The organism is Alcanivorax sp. IL2 (genome assembly GCF_047495475.1).
GTDB lineage: Bacteria > Pseudomonadota > Gammaproteobacteria > Pseudomonadales > Alcanivoracaceae > Alcanivorax.
In genome coordinates this window covers 92,789-113,288 of the sequence record NZ_CP179932.1, presented here as the reverse complement: position 1 = coordinate 113,288, position 20,500 = coordinate 92,789, and the positions used below count along the sequence as shown (strand labels likewise).

16 protein-coding genes are annotated in these 20,500 nt (G+C 61.3%); 9 read left to right on the top strand and 7 right to left on the bottom strand.

Going from position 1 to position 20,500, the window contains the following annotated elements; translation table 11 throughout:
• The first annotated feature begins 200 nt into the window (after nucleotides 1–200).
• Nucleotides 201–2,288 (top strand): EAL domain-containing protein, encoded by a 2,088-nt coding sequence (locus tag ACMG4N_RS00520; RefSeq protein WP_297766993.1) that lies wholly within the window; start codon nucleotides 201–203, stop codon nucleotides 2,286–2,288.
• 149 nt (nucleotides 2,289–2,437) lie between these two features.
• Here the strand turns inward: ACMG4N_RS00520 and serB are convergent, their stop codons facing one another.
• A complete protein-coding gene (serB, locus tag ACMG4N_RS00515) occupies nucleotides 2,438–3,673 on the bottom strand; it encodes a phosphoserine phosphatase SerB (RefSeq protein WP_414432518.1) in 1,236 nt (411 codons plus the stop codon).
• Nucleotides 3,674–3,913: 240 nt separating this feature from the next.
• Here serB and ACMG4N_RS00510 point away from each other — a divergent pair, with 240 nt between their 5' ends.
• Nucleotides 3,914–5,107: a hypothetical protein gene (locus tag ACMG4N_RS00510; protein ID WP_414432516.1), complete on the top strand. Its 1,194-nt coding sequence runs from the start codon at nucleotides 3,914–3,916 to the stop codon at nucleotides 5,105–5,107.
• Here the strand turns inward: ACMG4N_RS00510 and ACMG4N_RS00505 are convergent.
• Nucleotides 5,050–5,847 (bottom strand): ATP-grasp domain-containing protein, encoded by a 798-nt coding sequence (locus tag ACMG4N_RS00505; protein ID WP_297766991.1) that lies wholly within the window; start codon nucleotides 5,845–5,847, stop codon nucleotides 5,050–5,052. The two genes, ACMG4N_RS00510 and ACMG4N_RS00505, sit on opposite strands and share 58 nt — an antisense overlap.
• A 137-nt stretch (nucleotides 5,848–5,984) precedes the next feature.
• Between ACMG4N_RS00505 and ACMG4N_RS00500 the strand changes: the two genes are divergently transcribed.
• The gene (locus ACMG4N_RS00500; protein ID WP_297766990.1) at nucleotides 5,985–6,752 is read left to right on the top strand and encodes an enoyl-CoA hydratase-related protein; all 768 of its coding nucleotides are present in this window, start codon (nucleotides 5,985–5,987) and stop codon (nucleotides 6,750–6,752) included.
• 155 nt (nucleotides 6,753–6,907) lie between these two features.
• On the opposite strand, the gene ACMG4N_RS00495 is transcribed toward ACMG4N_RS00500, so the two are convergent.
• The gene (locus ACMG4N_RS00495; protein ID WP_300470601.1) at nucleotides 6,908–7,369 is read right to left on the bottom strand and encodes a flavodoxin family protein; all 462 of its coding nucleotides are present in this window, start codon (nucleotides 7,367–7,369) and stop codon (nucleotides 6,908–6,910) included.
• 135 nt (nucleotides 7,370–7,504) lie between these two features.
• Nucleotides 7,505–7,999, bottom strand: a complete 495-nt coding sequence (locus ACMG4N_RS00490) for an Lrp/AsnC family transcriptional regulator (protein WP_300470604.1) — start codon at nucleotides 7,997–7,999, stop codon at nucleotides 7,505–7,507.
• A 302-nt stretch (nucleotides 8,000–8,301) separates the two neighbouring features.
• Between ACMG4N_RS00490 and ACMG4N_RS00485 the strand changes: the two genes are divergently transcribed.
• On the top strand, nucleotides 8,302–9,981 hold the full coding sequence (locus ACMG4N_RS00485; protein ID WP_297766984.1) for a 2-isopropylmalate synthase: 1,680 nt from the start codon (nucleotides 8,302–8,304) through the stop codon (nucleotides 9,979–9,981).
• 101 nt (nucleotides 9,982–10,082) lie between these two features.
• Here the strand turns inward: ACMG4N_RS00485 and ACMG4N_RS00480 are convergent, their stop codons facing one another.
• From ACMG4N_RS00480 to mtgA, 3 genes are read right to left on the bottom strand one after another with little or no spacing between them, the layout of a single operon-like run.
• Nucleotides 10,083–10,772 carry a type 1 glutamine amidotransferase gene (locus ACMG4N_RS00480; RefSeq protein WP_297766982.1) on the bottom strand — a complete coding sequence of 230 codons (690 nt, stop codon included), beginning with the start codon at nucleotides 10,770–10,772 and terminating at the stop codon, nucleotides 10,083–10,085.
• Nucleotides 10,773–10,801: 29 nt separating this feature from the next.
• Nucleotides 10,802–12,133 (bottom strand): META domain-containing protein, encoded by a 1,332-nt coding sequence (locus ACMG4N_RS00475; protein ID WP_297766981.1) that lies wholly within the window; start codon nucleotides 12,131–12,133, stop codon nucleotides 10,802–10,804.
• Nucleotides 12,130–12,864, bottom strand: a complete 735-nt coding sequence (gene mtgA, locus ACMG4N_RS00470) for a monofunctional biosynthetic peptidoglycan transglycosylase (RefSeq protein ID WP_414432513.1) — start codon at nucleotides 12,862–12,864, stop codon at nucleotides 12,130–12,132. Before mtgA ends, ACMG4N_RS00475 begins: the two co-directional genes overlap by 4 nt.
• A gap of 208 nt (nucleotides 12,865–13,072) precedes the next feature.
• On the opposite strand from mtgA, the gene ACMG4N_RS00465 reads away from it, so the two are divergent.
• From ACMG4N_RS00465 to ACMG4N_RS00445, 5 genes are all read left to right on the top strand, one after another.
• Nucleotides 13,073–15,655 carry an EAL domain-containing protein gene (locus ACMG4N_RS00465; protein WP_414432510.1) on the top strand — a complete coding sequence of 861 codons (2,583 nt, stop codon included), beginning with the start codon at nucleotides 13,073–13,075 and terminating at the stop codon, nucleotides 15,653–15,655.
• Nucleotides 15,656–15,792: 137 nt separating this feature from the next.
• Entirely contained in the window at nucleotides 15,793–17,313 is a 1,521-nt protein-coding gene (locus ACMG4N_RS00460) for a cryptochrome/photolyase family protein (RefSeq protein ID WP_414432508.1), read from the top strand.
• The gene (locus ACMG4N_RS00455) at nucleotides 17,310–17,465 is read left to right on the top strand and encodes a DUF2256 domain-containing protein (RefSeq protein WP_335627413.1); all 156 of its coding nucleotides are present in this window, start codon (nucleotides 17,310–17,312) and stop codon (nucleotides 17,463–17,465) included. The genes ACMG4N_RS00460 and ACMG4N_RS00455 overlap by 4 nt, the downstream gene beginning before the upstream one ends.
• Nucleotides 17,462–18,886 carry a DASH family cryptochrome gene (locus ACMG4N_RS00450; protein ID WP_414432507.1) on the top strand — a complete coding sequence of 475 codons (1,425 nt, stop codon included), beginning with the start codon at nucleotides 17,462–17,464 and terminating at the stop codon, nucleotides 18,884–18,886. Before ACMG4N_RS00455 ends, ACMG4N_RS00450 begins: the two co-directional genes overlap by 4 nt.
• Nucleotides 18,883–20,388, top strand: coding sequence for an FAD-binding domain-containing protein (locus tag ACMG4N_RS00445; protein ID WP_414432505.1), 1,506 nt, complete (start codon nucleotides 18,883–18,885; stop codon nucleotides 20,386–20,388). Before ACMG4N_RS00450 ends, ACMG4N_RS00445 begins: the two co-directional genes overlap by 4 nt.
• The last annotated feature ends 112 nt before the right edge of the window (nucleotides 20,389–20,500 follow it).

Sequence of the window (20,500 nt, the reverse complement as noted above, 5' to 3'; positions counted from 1 at the left end):
GCGTCTGACCCGTTTGCTATGTTCACAGCGAGGATGCTGTGTGATGGTCTTCTGCCATTGGCCGGGTTGCTTTTCATAAACAGAAAACACGGAATCTGTGGCGATCTCTCCCGGGAAAGGTCGGTCGGTTCTCTCTTTTTCTGCTGGAAAGTTGCCAAGACAGGGTTGTCAGGCACAATGGTGGGCCGTACGAAAACAGTATGAGTCGTCACCCCATGAGCTATGCCCTGGATAATCTCCGCCTACTGATCGCCCACGATTCACAGGATGAGGCTGAGCAGCTGATGAATATGCTGCGCAATGCCGGCCGGGCGACCCGTGCGCAACTGGCGCTGGGCGAGGATGACTTGCTGCGTGCCCTCAAGGGCGGTGCCTGGGAGCTGATGCTATGCCGGCCTTCCTTTGGTGATGGCAGCTTCGAATCCGCCATGGCTCACCTCAAGCGTCTGGGTAAGGCGGTGCCGGTGATTCTGCTGGAAAACACCTTTTCTGCCGAGACCGTAAAAGCTGCATTGCTGCAAGGTGCCAGTGGCGTGGTCCCCAATGACGATCGGGACATGCTCACCCTGATGGTGGACCGGGTGGTGGAAAATCTGCGCCTGCGCAAGGAGCTGCAGCATTCCGAGATTGTTCGCCACGATGCGGAAAAACGTCTGGCGCTGTTGATGGATCAGAGCCGCGATGCCATCGCCTATGTGCTTGATGGCATGCATATTCACGCCAACGACAATTATGTGGAGCTGTTCGGCTATGAAAGCGCCGATGATCTCGCTGGCGTGCCAATCATGGACATGGTGTCGGCGGCGGATCACGACAAGCTCAAGCAGCTGCTGCGTAGCCGCGCCCAGGATGAAAGCCAGACCCAGGAGCTGGATTGCAAGGGGGTTCACACCGAGGGCAATGAATTCGATGCGTCCTTTACTTTCTCGTCCAGCACCTACGACGGCGAAGCCTGTACCCAGATCGTGATCCGCGCCGGCGGCGTGGACGAGAACGAAATGCAGGAACGGCTCCATGAGATGAGCCAGAAAGATCAGGTCACCGGCCTGTTCGCCCGCAAATGGTTTATGGATCAGCTTGATGATGCGGTGGCCGAAGCGGCCCGCGAAGGGCAGTTGGCTACCGTGCTGTATCTGCGTCTGGATGACTTCGAGCAACATCAATCCTCCCTGGGGATTGATGGCGCCGATGAAATTTTGCGGGCAGTAGCCGACTGGCTCGGAGGTCAGGTTGGCGATGCCAAGCTGGCCCGGGTGGATGGTGAGGATTTTGCCGTGCTGCTGCCGGTGGCTGACACCGACGAGGCCGAGGATTTGGCCGAGCGCCTGCGGGCCGGTATTGAAGGGCTGATGCCGGAAGTGGCGGCCAAGACCATCCAGGTAACCGCCAGTGTGGGTGTCGCCTTTGTCCGTGAGGATGCTCGCAGCGGTCAGGGCACCCTGACCACGGCCCTGAAATGTTGTAACCAGGCCCAACGGGAAAACAGTGGCAAGGGCAACAGCATCAAGGTGCACGACCCCATGGACGAGGTGGCCGCCGGTTCTTCCGAGGCCATTGTCATGCTGCTGCGTCAGGCGCTGGAGCAGGGCAGTTTCAATCTGCGCTACCAGCCGCTGATGAATCTGGAAGACGACAGTGAGCATGTTTTCGAGGTGTTTGTGAACCTGCCCCAGAAACAGGGCGAAGCCATGGAGGCCAGCGAGTTCATTCCGGTGGCGGCCGAGCAGGGGCTGGTGGGCAAGATTGATCGCTGGGTGGTACTTAACGCCATGCGCTCGGCGGCGACCATGAGCGAACCGGTGAAACTGGTGTTCAATATCAATGGTGGGTCGCTGGCCGATGCGTCCCTGGCTGACTGGCTGCTCAAGGCCATGCGAGCGGCCAAGATGGACGGCTCCCGCGTGACCTTCCAGCTTACCGAAGGCGATGCCACCACTTACCTGAAGCAGGCCGGCGTGTTTGCCGAGAAGATGAAGAGTGCCGGCTGCGGCATTTCCATCAGCCGTTTTGGCGGTGGCCTGGACCCGTTCAAACTGTTCCAGCACATTCCTGCCACCATGGTGAAATTCGAAGGCTCCTTCACCCAGGATGTGGCCAAGTCAGAAGGCCGCCAGCGTCTCACCGAGATCGTCAAACAGGTGAAGGAAGGCAACCGCAAGACGGTGGTAGGTTTCGTGGAATCCGCCGCTCAGATGCAGGCCCTGTGGACCCTCGGCGGGATCGATTACCTGCAGGGTTTCTATCTGCAGGCGCCGATGGATACGTTGCAGATTCCGGAGTCGGCGTAAAAAGGCAGTTGACAGTTGATAGTGGACAGTTGACAGCGTCGCGGGCGAGGTTGGCAGTTCATTGAAACGCAAGAGGCCGCGCCCAAACCTTTGGGCGCGGCCTCTTGCGTTTCAAGATAGAAGTGCGATTTACGCGTAGCTGTCAACTGTCAACTACTCTTAAGCAGCTCCGCCTGATCCTTGTCCCGTACCCCGATCAGATAAAGAATCCCGTCCAGCCCCAGGGTCGAGATGGCCTGTTCGGCGTTCTGTTTTACCAGGGGTTTGGCGCGGAAGGCGATGCCCAGGCCGGCTTCGCCGAGCATGGGCAGGTCGTTGGCGCCGTCGCCCACGGCGATCACCTGTTCCAGGCTGATACCTTCCTGGGTGGCGATCTGCTTGAGCAGATCGGCCTTGCGCTGGCCGTTGACGATCTGGCCCACTACCCGGCCGGTGACCTGGCCGTTCTCGATTTCCAGCTCGTTGGCGTACACATAATCGATGCCCAGCAATTGCTGCAGCCACTGGCCGAACCAGGTGAAGCCGCCGGACAGGATGGCAGTGCGGTAGCCCAGGGCGCGCAGTGTGCTGATCAGTCGTTGCGCCCCTTCGGTGAGCTGGATGCGTTCGCGCACCCGCTCCAGGGCGCCTTCATCCAGTCCCTTGAGCAGGGCCACCCGGGCCCGGAAACTTTCGTTGAAATCCAGCTCACCGCGCATGGCCCGCTCGGTGATTTCAGCCACCTCTTCGCCCACTCCGGCTTCCATGGCCAGCTCGTCGATGACTTCCGAGCGGATCAGGGTGGAATCCATATCGAACACCACCAGGCGACGGTTACGGCGGAAGGCGCTGTCGCGCTGGAAGGCGATGTCCAGATTGCGTTCGTTGGCGATGCTGAGGAACGCGGCGCGCATGGCTTCGCCGTCTTTCGGTTCACCGCGCACGGAAATCTCGATGCAGGCGCGACTGTCCTCGTTGAGCGCTTCCCCTTCCAGATGCACCCGGCCGGACAGGCGGGCGATGCTGTCAATGTTCAGGCCGTTGTCTGCCACCGTGGCGGTCACGTCGGAGAGTTGTTCAGCGGTGATCTTGCGCGCCAGCAGGGTGATGATGTGGCGGTCCTTGCCCTGGCCGGACACCCATTCCTCGTAGCGGTCTTCGTCGATGGGACGGAAGCGCACATTGATGTTCAGCTTGTGGGCCTCAAACAACAGATCCTTGAGCACCGCCGAGGATTCCGCGTCTGGCGGGGTTTCCACCAGGATACCCAGCGACAGGGTGTCGTGGATCACGGCCTGGCCGATATCCAGGATATTGAGCCGATAACGGGCCAGAATCCGGGTGAAAGCGGCGGTCAGACCGGGACGGTCACTGCCGGATACCTGAATCAGAATGATCTCGCGCACGCATGGGCTCCCGGGGGCAAGTCAGACAAGCGGAAAGCGGAAGCAGTGGCTCCCGCGAAAACCGCGTAAGGGTAGCAGAAATGGTACCGCAAGCGGCAGTGCCTTGGGGATTAGCGATGTTTTACATCGCCAACCGTCCGTTGATGCACCATCGCTGCTAAGGTGCGCCGATTCGGTCAACGCCCTGGTGGTTCGTCGCGGTATACTGCGCGCGAGCTCAATACTACGGAATGCAACTCTATGTCCCTGTGGGAACAATGGCGGCCATGGATTCGGCAACAGCGCAGCCTGCTGCGGGAGCTGATCCTGATGCTGCTGGCCATGCTGGTGGTCGGTGTCTATTTTCTCGAGCACTTCTCCGCGCGTCTGGAACAGGAGCGCAAGGTGCAGCTGCAGGCGCTGGCCGAACAGACCGCCCGCCGGGCGGCCGAGGCCCTGGCCAGCGATGATTCCATCAGCATTAACCTGATCGGTCGGGAAACCGTACAGCTGGCCCCGGTGGCCGGGGTGCGGTTTCAGGATGCCGCGGATATCCAGGTGGGCCTGACCGGGGTGTCTCGTTCCGATCTGGTTATCTCGGTGCCGGTGGCGCTGCCGGACGGTGAACTGGCGGGGACCCTGACCCTGCTGGGCGATACCAGTGCCTTGCCGCGCCAGCGCCTGGAAGCCGGCTTTGTGCTGGCGGTATTGTGCCTGTTGCTGCTGCGGGTCGCGGCAGCGCTGATCCAGCAACGCTTGTTGCCAGCGCCGCCGGAACCCGTAGAAGCGGTTCCGGTAGAGCCGCCGGCACCTTCCCCGCTGGCCACCCCGGCATCGACGCAGGCGCTGACCGAGCCCCTGCCGGAAGGGGCCGAGCCGCTGGCCCAGCTGCGCCTGAGTATCGTGAATTTCGAGCACATCCGTCAGCGTTATACCCAGGCGGCCATGGTCGAGGTGTTAGCGGATTATCAGCGGATCCTCGACAAGGTGGCGGGTATCTACGGAGGCCGGGTAGGTCAGAGAGTGGGGGATCAGGCCGGGTTGTTTTTTTACCAGGAGCCGGCGTCGCGCTGTGCCTTTTCCGCGCTGTGCGCCGGCCTGTTGTTCCTGCGAGTGGTGCGTCTGCTGGCGCCGTTACGCAAGCAACAGGGCAAACCGCCTCTGGAATTCAAGGCACTGGTCACCACCGATGGGGACCAGCAGGAAGCCTGGTCCCTGTGTGTGGCCGGGGTGCCGGGACGGCTGAATGTGCCGGAAGCACAATTGGCCGCCACCGAGCTGGATGTGAAAGCCTTGTACCAGCCGGAAAAGGCCCAGGTGGTGACCGCCGGCGATCACAAGGTGAGGCTACAGCCGGTTGAGCAGCTGGCTCACCGTTACCAGAACCTGCTGCGCACTCAGGCGGACACCTTGCTGTCTGAAGAGGGCGGTGACGATGGCTCGCCCAGCAGGTAACGACTCATGGCCCCCTGTACCCGCTGATTGAGGTCGGGCATGCCGGTGTTGCCGAACAGGCGATTGAATTCCAGGATGTAGGGGTGGCCATCCACCATGGCCACATCAAAGCCGGCATGGTTGATGCCCAGATAACGGGCCAGCCCCTCTACCAGGGAAATGGCATTGTCCGGTACCGACAGATCGGTGCGCACGCGCCCGCCCTGGCTTACGTTGTTCAGAAAGCCCACCCCTTCGCGCCAGTAACTGGCTACGACTTCCTCGCCCACCACCACCACCCGCAGGTCGCGGACAATGGGTAGCAGCTTCTGGATATAGAGCACGGCTTCGCGCTCCGCATAGTCGAGAAACTGTTGGCGGTTCTCGATCAGGTAGACACCCATGCCCTGGCTGGAGCGTACTGATTTGGCCACAAACGGAAACCGCCATTGATCCAGCACCTGGCCAATACCGTACTTGTCGGAGGCGACAATCAGCGTCTCCGGCACATGCTCCGGGCAGGCGGTCTGCAGGGCGCGGGTCATCTCCACCTTGTCATGACCCAGGTGGTAGCTGCTCAGGCTGGGGAAGATCGGCCGCTTGAGCACGTAATGCAGGCTGTTGATCTGCCAGTAGCCGGGGAACAGCAACCAGTCCGCTTCTGCCAACGCATCGCGGTGCTGGTTCATGTGTTCCGGCTTGATATAACGCACGCCGGGCAGGCCCAGGGTGCGGAAAGGATCGAAAGTGATCAGTTTCACGGTGACGATCTCAGGAGAGGTGCGCTTTTTTAAGGTGCTTTGACCGGCTGGTCAATACCCTTTGTCGGTATTCGTCCTTGGCATGGGCGGGGCGGACGGCTAGCCTTGCCCGACAAATAATGATTGGGAGAGCTGTCGTGACCTTGCCGACACTGGAAAGTGATCTGATTCTGGTGACACACACCGAATCAGTGTTGGAAATTACCCTGAACCGCCCGGATAAACTGAACGCCCTTACCGGCGCCATGTACCGGGATATGATTGCCCTGCTCAACGCCGCCGAACAGAGCGAGGAGATTCGCGTGGTGCTGTTTGCCGCTGAAGGCAAATCCTTCAGCGCCGGCAACGATCTGGTGGACTTTCTCAATGCCAAGCCCGGTGAAGTGGGTGAGGCGGCGAATTTCATCAAGGCGATTTATGCCTTCCCGAAAGTGGTGGTAGCCGCTGTTCAGGGCAATGCGGTGGGCGTGGGCACCACCATGCTGCTGCACATGGACATGGTGGTCGCGTCCGACGATGCCAAGTTCATCACCCCCTTCGCCGATCTCGGCGCGGTGCCGGAAGCCGGTTCCGCCAAGCTGCTGCCTGACTGGCTGGGTTATCAGCGTGCCGCCCGCATGTTGCTGCTGGGTGAGCCCATGCTGGCACAGGAAGCCTTCGAGGCCGGCCTGATCGCCAAGGTGGTGGGGCGTGACGAACTGCAATCCACCGCCCGCGGTTGGGCCGACGCCCTGGCAAAGAAACCGCCCAAGGCCCTGCGCGAGAGCAAACGATTGATGCGCCAGGCGATCAGCAAGCCGCTGCAGGATGTGCTGGAGGAAGACCTGGCCCTGTTCGGCGAGATGCTGCAAGGCGATGAGGCCAAGGCGGTGTTGGCGGCCATGGTGAACAAGAGCAAGGGGTGAGGCAGCTGTGAGCTTCTAGCGGCTAGCTTCGAGTCGCGATGGCGCTCTTTGGGGGCTTAATGTCTGTGCCCGCGGCCAACCATGGGCGCGGGCACAGACTCGCGATTACTGACAAGCCAACCCGCGTCTAGTCGCTAGCAGCTAGACGCTTGTACCTAAAGAATTCCCGCATCCAGCCCTGCCGCCAGATACATCCCCAGCTCTTCTACCTGCTGCTCGAAGGCATCTTGCCATTCTCCGCGCAGCACCAGTGGGTCCTGTACCCAGTTCCAGCGCAACCCCGTAGCAATGCTTTCCACGGCTCGACGGGTGCCGGTGCCGTCCTGGCCGGCGCGGATGTAGAGGGCGCAGGGCAGTCCCTGTTTTTCTTCCAGCACCGGGTAATAGCTGCGGTCGAAAAAATCCTTCAGAGCGCCACTCATGTAGCCCAGGTTTTCCGTGGTGCCGAGCAGAATGGCATCGCAGGCCATCACATCGTCGGGACCGGCGTCCAGCGGTGCCTTTACGATCACGGACACGTTCTCGATATCCTCATGCCCAGCGCCACGGGCGGCGGCGTCACGGAGTTTTAGCGTGTTCGGTGAGGGGGCATGGGCGACGATCAGCAGGTGTTTCATGGTCTCGCAATTCAACGTGGTCGATGACCTCAGCATATCAGCTACGAGCTACGAGCTACGAGCTACGAGCTACAAGAAGTGAAGGTTCCGACTTTGCTCTTTCTCTCGTAGCTAGCAGCTAGAAGCTCGTAGCTTTTAACTTTCCACATAATTCAACGGCAATGCCGCCGTATCCACCACCCGCCGCATGACAAAGCTGGAATGCACCCCGCTGACCCCTTCGATGCGGGTGATCTTGTTGAGCAGGAAATGCTGGTAGCCATCAATATCCGGCACCACCACTTTCAGGAGATAGTCGGCCTCCTGGCCGGTGACCAGGTAGCACTGCTGCACTTCCGGATAACTGGCGACCTTTTCCTCAAAGTTGGCGAAACGCTCAGGGGTATGGCGGTCCATGCTGATCTGGATGATCACGGTCAGGTCCAGTCCCAGTTTGCGGGCGTCCAGCACGGTTTCCCGTTTGAGAATGATGCCGGCGGCCTCCAGCTTCTGTACCCGCCGGGAACAGGGGGAGGGCGACAGGCCCACGGTTTCCGCCAGCTGTTGGTTAGTGAGCCCGCCATTATGTTGCAGGGCTTCCAGGATGCGCAGGTCAGTGCGGTCCAGTTTTGCTAGTTCCTGCTTGCTCATGATGATTTCAGCCTTTATTCGCTTTTTTGGCGCAATATTATTGCTAATAAGGCGGTTTTTCGATGAAAAAAGCAAGCACATTGCCGGTTTGCTGCCGTAAAGTATCTCTCGTGGGGCGATGATGCGAACCGTCACAAGCGGGCCGCCACTCTTCGTTGCCATCCGTGCCTATCGGCGCGCTGATTGAGACCCGAGATCACAGACAGCGAGTTGTTGGCCCCATCCGGCTCACCCCCCTGGATTCGGCCGGGAATTCTCCTTCGGGGGGCAGACGATGCCCCTTTTTGGTTTGAGGAAACGACATGAGCTTTGATCACCGTAAATACCAGCCTTTCCCCGTTATCGACAAACCCGACCGTCGCTGGCCCAGTCAGCGTATCGAAAAAGCCCCCCTGTGGGCGGCGGTGGATCTGCGTGATGGCAATCAGGCGCTGATCAAGCCCATGTCCGTGGCTCAGAAGCGTCGCTTCTTCCAGATGCTGGTGGAGCTGGGTTTCAAGGAAATCGAAGTGGGTTTTCCGTCTGCCAGCCAGATCGATTTCGATTTCTGCCGTGCCTTGATCGAAGAAGACCTGGTGCCGGATGACGTGCACATTCAGGTGCTCACCCAGGCTCGGGAAGAGTTGATCGCCCGTACCTTTGAATCCCTCAAGGGGGCGAAGAACGCCATCGTGCATATCTACAACGCCACCTCGCCCACCTTCCGTGAGCAGGTGTTCAGCGTGGACAAGGCTGGCTGCAAGGCGATTGCCGAACGCGCGGCCGGCTGGGTAAAAGCTTGTGCCGCGACGCAGCCGGAAACGAATTGGAGCTTTCAGTATTCCCCGGAAACCTTCAGTGCCACGGAAACCGATTTCGCCATCGAGGTGATTGATGCGGTGAACGCGGTGTGGCGCCCGGACCAGGGCCAGCGGGTGATCATCAACCTGCCGGCCACCGTGGAGGTGAGCACGCCCAATGTGTTTGCCGACCAGGTGGAGCTGGTGCATGACAATATTCAGTACCGCGAGCATGTGATTATCAGTGTGCATACCCACGATGACCGTGGTTGTGGCGTGGCGGCTGCAGAAATGGCGGTGATGGCGGGAGCGGATCGTGTGGAAGGCACCTTGCTGGGCAACGGCGAGCGTACCGGCAACATGGATCTGGTCACCGCTGGCATGAATCTGTACAGCCAGGGCATCGACCCGCAAATCGACTTCTCGCGCATGAAGGAGATCATTGCCCTGGTGGAGGAAATTACCGATATCCAGACCCACCCGCGCCACCCCTATGCCGGCGATCTGGTATTCAGCGCCTTCTCCGGTAGTCATCAGGATGCTATCCGCAAGTGCCTGGCCCGCTACCAGGAAGGCGATATCTGGCAAGTGGCCTACCTGCCCATCGATCCTGCCGATGTGGGGCGTCGCTACGAGGAAGTGGTGCGTATCAACTCCCAGTCCGGCAAGGGCGGGGTCGCCCACGTGCTGGAGCGGGATTTCGGTATCGACTTGCCGCGCTGGTTGCAGCAGGAGCTGGCCGGGGTGGTGCAGCGCGATGCGGAAGAGGATGGTGGCGAGATCACCAGCGAGCGCGTGCACCGTCGCTTCAACAGCGATTATCTCAATGTGCCGCTGGGCTGGATGTTGCGCTCCTACGACCTGAACCGCAGCAATGATCAGGTGCAGGCCCAGATCAGTATCGGCGATGCCAGCCAGCCGGTCACCCTGTTGTCCGGCCGCGGCGACGGCGCCATGTCGGCACTGGTGGATGCCCTCAACCGTCGTATCGGTGGCGAGGTGAAGGTGGTGTCCTTCGATGAGTATTCATTGGGTGACAACACCGAAGCCAACGCCATGGCCTGTGTGCGGGTTCAGGTGGGGGAAACGGTGCAGAGTGCGGTGGCCACTGCGGCTGATACGACGGCGGCTGCCTTGCAGGCGATTCTGTCGGCAGTGGGCAGGGTGCAGGAAGGCAGTGAACAGTTAATAGTGAATAGTTAACAGCGGCGCGAGGTCGCGTTGAGTGAGCTGAAAACGAAGAAGCCGCGCTCCTGGTAGGGGTGCGGCTTCTTGTTTTTGTAGGGGTACGGGGTTTGGCCGGCTTAGCGAAGAAAGGCGCTCAACACTCGGCCCAGTAACTGGCGGGCATCCTCAAAGCGCTGTTCGTCCGCCAGCATGCTGGCGCGGGGTTCCACCCAGGGGCCGTCTGCCAGGTCTTGCGGGCAGGCATCGCACAGGGCGGCGGCATTGTCGGCTTGCAGCTCCAGGTGAAACTGCAGGCCCAGCACATTATCGCCGTAACGAAATGCCTGATTGGGACAGCCTTTGCTTTCCAGCAGGTGTACGGCACCGTCAGGAATGGCAAAGGTGTCGCCGTGCCAGTGCAGCACCGGCGGGGCACTGGCAAACAGTTTGCCGATGCTGTCGGACTTGCCGGCGCTGGTGGGGTAGACCGCAAACCAGCCGATTTCCTTGTCCGGGTTGGCCGTTACCGGGGCGCCCAGCACCCGGGCAATCAGTTGCGCGCCCAGACAGATCCCCAGCACTTTCTTGCCGGCGGCGATACTGTCGCGTATCAGCGCCTTTTCCGGGGTCATCCAGACATGGTGACCATCATCATCCGCCCCCATGGGGCCACCCATGACCACCAGCACATCAAACTCGGCGGTGTCAGGGAGTGGGTCGCCCTGAAACAGCAGTGACTGGCTGATGGTGGCGTCGCGCTCCCGGAACCAGGCTTCCATGGCGCCCAGTTGTTCGAACGGCACATGGGACAGGTAATGGATGCGCATGGTCTTTCCCTCCAGGACTCAGCGGGCGGTTACAGCGCGATGGCCTGGAAACCGGCCAGCGGCTGATTATTGTCATCGAACAGGGTCAGTAACTCGCCGTCGATGCGCAAACCACTGGCCGCTTTCAGTGCCTGCAAAAAGGCCTGCTCTCTCGCCATGTCCGGGCAGGCCTTGCGGGTCGTCGCGATGGTGCCGAAAGACAGGGTGTCATCCTTGAGTTGGTAGCTGCCGTTGAGACCGTTGCACCCGGCATTGCCATGCACGTTGCCTTCACCGTCCAGGGTCAGATAGGGCTGTTGTTGGCTCGCATCAAGCGTCTTGTCACCGAGCGCACTGAGCTGCCAGCGGGTGTTGGTCAGCTCTGCGCCGGGCAGGCGGCAGTCGTCATAGCCGCTTTCCAGGGAAAAGCTTTCCACAATGACGCCACTCTGGGTGCTGCCTTCCTGTTCGCCGGGGACCTTGCGGAGCAGACCGCTGACGGTGGCGACGCGGGGCTGTAGCGGGTACTCGCGAGCGGCTTCATAGGCGTCGATCAGGTCGTCGCGCTGGGGGCCGGCCAGTTGCAGGCGGCGATCGCTGTTGCAAAGGATCAGGCTGGTGGTGCCGTACTGGTATACCAGGGCGCCGCGCAGGGTTTCGCTGGCCGTCATTACCGCACTGAGGGGCAGGGTGATATCGGCAAACTGGCCGCGGGTAAAGTCCAGCGGCGTGGGCTCGGACTGGAAGAACAGGCCGCCATCGGCAAGGATCTGGCTACGCACCTGATAGTCGCTATCCGCGTTCACGGCGCTGGCCGGGTAATAAAGCCGGAAGGGCTGGCTGAGTGCATCGCTGGTCAGGGGAATCAGACGGCGGATGACCGCCTCGTCGTTGCGGGTGAGCAGGGAGACGGTCAGCACCGCCTTGTCGGGCAGTTCGCTATCCTCGGGGAGCTCCACCTTGCCGCTGAGATGGCCAACGGCGCTGTTGGCCCGTTGATAGTCGCCGGTGAACAGGGGGCTATCGGTTTGCTCTTGTTCCCCGGTAGAGGGGGTGGCGGGGCTGAGGCTGAGTGTGTCCTGCTGTTGTTCGCCACGGGCACTCTGGGTTTCTACCGCCAGCCGGCTGTTATCCAGGTAGCGGAAGGTGAAGGTGCCATCGGTGTTTTCCCAGCTCAGGCCCTGGCGCTGGTTGTCGGCGGGCAGGTAGAAATCGCCGTTTTCTTCCAGTACCAGTGTCTGTTCGCCGTTTTGCCAGGCCCCTACCAGCGGGTTGCTGGTGTCGCTGGTGGCCGGTGACGAGATCGGCGGAGTACGGCTGTCATTGTCGCTGCAGCCCAGCAGGGCCAGGCCGGTCAGGCAAAGTACTACAAACTGCTTCATTGCGTGTTTCCTTGGCGGGGGTCGGGTTCAGACGGCTGTGGCAGCGGCAGGTTCCCGGGATCGGGGATGCGCACCAGCGCCATTTGCTCCTGAATCCAGTTGGCCCGTTGTTGTACATAATCGGTCGGGCCCTTGAAATCATAGTAATTGGGGCGCGGCAGCATGGCCGCCAGTTGCGCCGCCTGGACGATGCTCAGTTCGGCGGCGCTGACCTGGAAATAGTGTCGGGCGGCCGCCTCTGCGCCGTAAATCTGGTGGCCCCACTGGGCCACATTCAGATACAGCTCCAGAATGCGGCGTTTGCTCAGGCCGATTTCCAGCATCAACGCAATCATGGCTTCCTGAACCTTGCGGGTATAACTGCGTGCGCCGGAAAGATACAGGTTCTTGGCCAGTTGCTGGGTGATGGTGGAGCCACCGGCCACCGGCTTGCCGGCTTCCAGGTTGCGGCGCAGGGCGTAACGGATGCCCTGCCAGTCAAAACCGCTGTGATTGGTGAACTGGGCGTCCTCGGAAATCAGTACCGAGCGCTTCAGGTAATCGCTGATCTGATCGTAGTCCCGCCAGTGCTGCTGCACCTGTCCCTGCGCCTTGGCCCGCTGCATATAGGCGCTGCCTTCCGGATTGTGGTGCTGCAGGCGCAGCACCTGACCCAGATACCAGAGCTGGGACAGGGCGAAGGCCACAAACAGCAGGGCGAGGCATTGTAGAGCACGGTATCGGAGCGTCATGGTCTGCACAGCCGGGTAGGCGATACTCCTTTTGCGGGAAGCGATGGGCAAGCCGCAGGCGAATGTTCGGGCAGGAGGCCCTCTGATAGTCACCCAATTGTCGGTGAAAGTTCCGGTTTTGTCAGGTGACGCTGGCAAGTAAGAGGCAGGCAGTTCAAAAAGTGAACAGGTGGTCAGGAATTACAATAATCAACAATGGACGTGAACCATGCAGGCTTTGCTAATTGGGGCAGCCGTGGGGGTAGTGGCCCTGGCGGTCATTTTTTTCCGCCGTGAACGAGCCGGGCGAGCGGCCCTGGAGGAGCGGGAAAAGCGTTTCAGGCTGACCATGGAGTGTTCGGCGATAGCCATGGCGCTGATGGGCCCCGATGGGCGCTGGCTGGCGGTCAATCGTGCCCTGTGCCGTCTGAGCGGCTACCGGGAGGAAGAGCTACTGGCGAGTTCCTTCCAGCAGATGATTTACCCGGATGACCTGCAGGAGGATCTTCAGCAGCTGGGAGCGATACTGGCAGGCCGGGTGGAGAGCCTTCGCCTGGAAAAACGCTATGTCACCAAGGCCGGCGAGCTGGTCTGGGTGCGCCTGTCCATTGCTGCCGTGAGTGAAGACGGCAGCGTTCGCTATCTTATCGTGCAGTGCGAGGATATCCAGGCCGCCAAGGAGGCCGAACATGCCCTGGCGGAAAGCCGCCACCAACTGCAACTGGCCCTGTCTGCCGGTGGCGTGGGGATCTGGCAGTACAACACCGTCACCGGCCAGCTGGACTGGGATGAGCGTATCTATGAGATGTACGGGGTCAAGCCCGGGCAGCAGGGCGATGGTACCCTGAAAATCTGGTACGACCGCATTCACCCTGACGACCTGGCCCAGCTGCAGCCCCGACTGCAACAGGTGATGGATGCCCCTGGCGAGCTGGACGGGGAATTCCGCATCCTCACCCCGGATGGCGAAGAGCGCTATATCCGCGCCCGTGCCGAGACCACGCTGGTTGGCCCGGACAAGGTGCCACTGATGGTGGGAACCAACTGGGATGTGACTGCCGAACGGACCATGCAGCACTCACTAGCCCATGAGAAAGAAAGCCTGAGGGTGACGCTTAACTCCATTGCCGACGGGGTGATCGCCACGGATCAAGGCGGGCGGATTACCTTCATGAATCCGGTGGCAGAATCATTAACGGGCTGGCGGGAACGGGATGCCGAGGGTGAGCCCGTGGATACGGTGCTGCAGCTCAGTGATGAAGAGGGTCGGCCAGCGCCCACCAATCCCATTGCGGTAGCCTTGCGCGGCGGAGACATGTGTTTTTTGCGCGAGGATTGTTTTCTGCTGAGCCGCGATGGCAGCCGCTATGAAATCCAGGATTCCGCCGCCCCGGTGAAGACCGCCGAGGGTGAAGTGAAAGGGGCGGTGATGGTGTTTCGTGATGTGAGCGCCCGTCGCGCCATGCAGAAGAAGCTGCGCTATCATGCTACCCATGATGCCCTGACCGGCCTGACCAACCGGCGCGAATTTGAAAACACCTTGCAGCAGACCCTGGATGAAGGCATCGCCGAGCATAGCGTGTTGTGCTTTATCGATCTGGATCGTTTCAAGGTAGTCAACGATACCGCCGGCCATGTGGCCGGCGATGCCCTGTTGCGCGAATGCGCCCGGGTCATAGGCCGTCAGATTCGCGACGGGGATGTGGTAGCCCGGTTGGGCGGCGACGAATTCGGCCTGTTGCTACGTAGCTGCCCGTCGGACAAGGCCGTGCAGATTGCCGAACGACTGATCGCGGCCCTGGGAGACATCCGTTTTGCCTGGAAGGATTCCCTCTACGATATCGGTGCCAGCGTCGGTCTGGTGCAGCTGGATGGCAATCTGATCAGCGTGGAAGAGGCCATGAGTCGGGCAGACGTGGCCTGCTACGCCGCCAAACATCGGGGGCGTAACCGGGTTTCGGTGTACACCCCGGATGACAGCGAAGCCTCTCGCCGGCACCTGGAGCTGCAGATGGCCGCGGGTCTGCGCGAGTCTCTGGAGTCGAATCGCTTTCTGCTCTATGCCCAGGAAATCCGCCCTATCGGCGGGGAAACGGAGGCCTCCCATTACGAAATCCTGTTGCGCCTGCGTGACCGCAACGGTGACATTCTCAACCCCGGTGCCTTTATCCCCGCGGCGGAACGCTACCAGATGATGCCGCACATCGATCGCTGGGTGCTCACTCAGGTGCTGGTTACGCTCAGCGAAGAATTGGCCGCCCTGCCCAGCCTGCATCTGGCGATCAATCTGTCAGCCACCTCCCTGGATGATCCCACCTTTATTCCGTTTCTGGAGGAACTGCTTGATCACACTACCGTAGCGCCCGAGCGGCTTACCTTCGAGATCACCGAAACCACCGTGGTCAATCAGCTGTCCAGTGCCAGCGAATTGCTGGCGCGGATTCGCCAGAAGGGCAGCAAGGTGGCGCTGGATGACTTTGGCAGTGGCTTCAGCTCGTTCAATTATCTCAAGCATTTCCAGGTGGACTTCATCAAGATCGATGGCAGCTTCGTGCGCAACCTGCTCTATTCCAGCGTGGACCGCACCATTGTCGAATCCATCAGCGGAGTGGCCCACCGGCTGGGTGTGAAAACCGTGGCGGAGTATGTGGAGGACATTGCCATGATTCCGATACTGGAGCAGGCTGGTGTGGACTTTGTGCAAGGCTATGCCATTGGTCGGCCCCAACCGTTGACCATGTTGTTCGAGCAACTGGCGGCACCCTCGGTACTCCAGGGGCGGCAACTGCGGCTGGTGAATCGGGACGCTTGAATCCGGCAGGACTTGTTGGCGCCTTGTGGACAAGGCGCCAACTGACATCTATTACTCCTTGCCCGGACAGGGTTCCTTCACCCGGCGGCCACTCCCCTGACGGCATTCTTGAGTTTTGAGATGTTGTGGGAGAGGTCGTGAAAGTCGGAATTATTCTGGGTGACCAGCTCAGCCTGTCTCTGCCCACGCTGCAGGCGCTGGACAAAAAACGCGACCGGCTGGTGATGGCGGAGGTGCCCGCCGAGGCGACCTATGTGGGCCACCACAAGCAGAAGATTGCCTTTATCTTCAGCGCCATGCGCCACTTTGCTGCAGACCTGCGCGAGGCGGGTTGGCAACTGGATTACTTTGCCTACGGCGAGCATGACCACGTCAGCCTCCCTGAGGTGCTGGGCCCGCTCTGTGAGCAGGCCGAGGAGCTGGTGGTTACCCATTGCGGCGAATACCGTCTGCAGCAGCAGATCAATGAGCAGTGGCCGGAGCAATTGTCCTGTCCCGTCACCTGTCTGGAAGACAGTCGGTTCCTCTGTTCCCCGGCCTTCTTCCAGCGCTGGGCCAGCGGCAAGAAACAGCTGCGCATGGAATTCTTCTACCGGGAAATGCGTCGCCACACCGGCCTGCTCATGGAAGGGGATGCGCCGGTGGGCGGTCAGTGGAATTTTGATGCCAGCAACCGCAAGGCCTACAAGGGTGACGTGCCCTTGCCCGTGGACCTTTCTTTCCCTCGCGATGCCATCGACGAGCAGGTGCTGGCGCTGGTGGAGCAGCACTTCCCCGATCACATCGGCAACCTGACAGATTTTCGCTGGGGCACCACCGCCGCCCAGGCACAGCAGGCACTGGCACATTTTATCGAACAGCGGTTGCCGCACTTCGGTGATTTCCAGGATGCCATGGTCACCGGGGAAGACACCCTGTTCCACAGCCTGCTGTCGCCCTATCTGAATATTGGTTTGCTGGATCCGCTGGTGGTCTGTCAGGCCGCCGAGCAGGCTTACTGGGAGGGTCAGGCGCCGCTCAATGCGGTGGAGGGCTTCATTCGCCAGATCCTGGGCTGGCGGGAATATGTGCGGGGCATCTATTGGCTGCTGATGCCGGATTACGCCGGCGAAAACCGGCTTAACAATCAGCGTCCGCTGCCCGGTTATTACTGGAGCGGCCACACCCGCATGCACTGCATGTCCGAGGCCTTGCGCAATACCCTGGACCACGCCTATGCCCATCACATCCAGCGGTTGATGGTCACCGGCAATTTTGCCCTGCTGCTGGGCGTGCTGCCGGAAGCCATCTGCCAGTGGTACCTGGAGGTCTATGCGGATGCCTACGACTGGGTGGAGCTGCCCAACACCCTGGGCATGGTGATGCATGCCGATGGCGGCTACCTGGGCAGCAAGCCCTATGCGGCGTCCGGCAGTTATATCAATCGCATGTCGGACTACTGCAAGCACTGCCAGTACAACGTCAAAACCGCCAGTGACGATGACAGCTGTCCGTTCAACAGCCTCTACTGGCATTTCATTCATCGGCATCGCGGCCAGTTCCAGAACAACCACCGCATGCGCATGATCTATCGCAACCTGGATCGCATGGACCCGGCCAAGGTCAACGCCATGCTGACTCGGGCGGAACAATTGCTGGCGGACCCGGAGGCCCTGTGAGCAGCGGCTGGAAAGGCAACAAGGCGGCGCTGCCGCAGAAGACCTGCCCGGTGTGTCAGCGGCCCTTCAGCTGGCGCCGCAAATGGGCGCGGCACTGGGAGCAGGTGGTGTACTGCAGTGAACGCTGTCGCCGCCAGGGGAGACCGCAATGATTACCGTGGTCTGGTTCCGGCAAGACCTGCGCGTGGCGGACCAGCCGCTGCTGCAGCGGGCGGCCAGTCTGTCGCAGCCGGTGCTGGGGCTGTATCTGTTGCCCGACCACTGGCTGCAAGCGGATGTGGATGGCATGGACCGGCTGGGCCCGGCCAAGTCAGCTTTTTTACTGGAAAGTCTCAGCGACTTGCAGGCGCAGTTGGCACAACGTGGTCTGACCCTGCAGTGCCTGCGGGCGGAGCCGGTAACGCTGCTGAGCCACTGGCACGCCCGGCAGCCGTTGCAGGTGATAACAGCGGCGGCCCAGGCTCCGGAAGAGGCCGCCATGATCGCCGCGTTGCGACAGGCCGGTATCCGGGTTATCGAAGAAGAGACCCAGACCCTGCTTGCCGCTGACGCCTTGCCCTGGGAGGGATCTTTCCCGGCCACTTTCAGCCGTTTTCGGCGCAAGGTGGATAGTCGCGATGGCGTGCCGGTGTCCCAGCCGGACGGTCCGCCGCCGTCCCTTACCGCCGCCCAGTCATTGCCCACGCCTCCCTTCGCCGAGCTTGCCCGTGAGCTTTTGGCGAAACGCAGCCAGCACTGGCAGCGCAATTCCCAGGACTACTTTTCTCTGCACGGTGGAGAGCAGGCGGGCCTGCAATGGCTGGAGCATTACCTGTTTGAGACCCGCAGCGCGGACCACTACAAGCAGACCCGGAACCGGCTGATCGGGGAGCATTATTCCAGCCGTTTGAGCGCCTTCCTGGCCTGGGGGAATCTCTCTGTAAGGCGGGTCTGGCAGCGCATTCTCGACTACGAAGCCGGTCATGGCGCCAACCCGGGCAGTGAATGGCTGCGGGTGGAATTGCTGTGGAGGGAGTTTTACCACTGGTCGCTGCGAGAACACGGTGCCCGGGTGTTTCACTATGCCGGGCTCAATGACCAGGCGCCGCGGCGACCGGAACCGGCAACGTCACTGGCCCGTGAATACTGGCAGCGTTGGTGTCAGGCCAACACCGGTCTGCCCTTTATCGACGCCAACCTGCGCGAGCTGATGGCCACCGGCTATGCCTCCAACCGGGGGCGGCAGAACCTGGCCAGCTTCTGGGTGCACGACATGGGGCTGGACTGGCGCCGGGGTGCCCGCTGGTTTCAGCACTACCTGGTGGACGATGATGTGGCCTCCAACTGGGGCAACTGGGCCTACATCGCCGGCGTGGGGCACGATGCCCGCGGCGGCCGTCGCTTCAGCCCTACTCGCCAGTGCCAGCAGTACGATCCCGAGGGCGAGCACCTGCACTATTGGTTGCCCGCCTTGCGCGCACTGTCTGCCCGCCAGTGTCTGTCGCTGCATTTCACCTTCGGGCAGGATGATCCGCTGCCGGATTACCCGGCGGCCATGCTGCCGCTTCCTGCTGCGGATCTGAAACTGGCATGACGCTGCAAGTGGTCTGGTTCAAGCGTGACCTGCGGGCACATGATCACGGCCCGCTGGCCCGCGCCTGCCGGGAGGGCCCGGTGCTGCCCCTGTATATCCTGGAGCCTGTTTACTGGCAGCAGCCGGACACCAGCCTGCGCCAGTGGCGTTTCGTGGCGGAAAGCCTGCGCGATCTGCGCGGCCAACTGGCCCGGCTGGGGTTGCCGCTGTGGGTGGTGGAAGGGGAGGCCGTGACCGTGCTGGCGAACCTGCAACAGCGCTTTGGTGACATGGTGCTGCACAGTCATGAGGAATACGGCGGCGCCTGGACCTATGCCCGCGACCGGGCCGTGAAGCAGTGGTGCCGGGAGCAGAGGGTGCCCTGGCATGAGGAAGCCCCCTTCGGCGTCCAGCGTCCCTGCCTGGACCGGGATCACTGGGGGACACACTGGCAGGATTTTATGACCCGGCCCCTGGCCACGCTGCCGTCCACTATTCAGGCGGCGGCCCCCGCCGATCCCTGGCCGGACCTGCGCACCGCCCGTGGTGCCGACCGGTCCGACTGCCCGGGGCGTCAGCATGGTGGTACCGATACGGCGGAGCCGGTCTGGCAGAGTTTTCTGGAGCGGCGGGCACGAGGCTATCGCGGTGGCATCAGTGCGCCGCAGAAAGCCGAACACTGCGGGGCGCGCATTAGTCCCTATCTGGCCTGGGGCTGTCTGAGCCTGCGCCGGGTGGTGCAGGAGACTTGGGAGGCGTTAGAGCAAGAGGATGACCCGGCCCTGCGGGCCGGCTTGTCCGCCTTCGAATCGCGACTCTGGTGGCACTGCCACTTTATCCAGAAACTGGAAGACCAGGTCTCTATGGAGACCTGCAGTGTGCACCCGTTGTTGCGCAACCTGCGCGACGGGCCTGATAACCCGCAGTGGTTGTCGGCCTGGCAAAGCGGTCACACCGGCTGGCCGCTGGTGGACGCGGCCATGCGTTATCTGCATCACCATGGCTGGATCAACTTCCGCATGCGCGCCATGTTGGTGTCCATGGCCTGTTACCCGCTCTGGCTGCATTGGCGCGAACCGGCGCTGCATCTGGCGCGCCTGTTTGTGGATTACGAGCCGGGCATTCATTTCCCCCAGGTGCAGATGCAGGCCGGTGTCACCGGTATCAATGCCCTGCGCATGTACAACCCCACCTTGCAGGCCCGCAAGCTGGACCCGGATGGCAGCTTTATCCGCCGCTGGGTGCCCGAGCTTAAGCGGGTATCAGCCACCTGGATCCACCAGCCCTGGCAGATGGGCCCGCGCCAGCAACGGGATGCCGGGGTGGTGATAGGGCAGGATTATCCGGCGCCGCTGGTGTGTTTCGACACAGCGGTGCGCGAGGCCCGTCAGCGCCTGGCCCAGGCACGCCAGCAAGCCGGCTTCCGGGATGAAAGCCTGGCCGTTAATCAGCGCCACGGTAGCCGTCGGCGTCGCTCCCGCCGTAGTCGCAAGCCGGACGATTCCCAGTTGTCGCTGTTCTGAACCGCGGTTGCAGTCCGTTAGAAATTTTCTATCGCCATGATAAGAAGTTTCAAATTTAACTATTAGTGTGGATTCCCCATTCTATCCCTCGCCGAAACGAATCAACGACCAA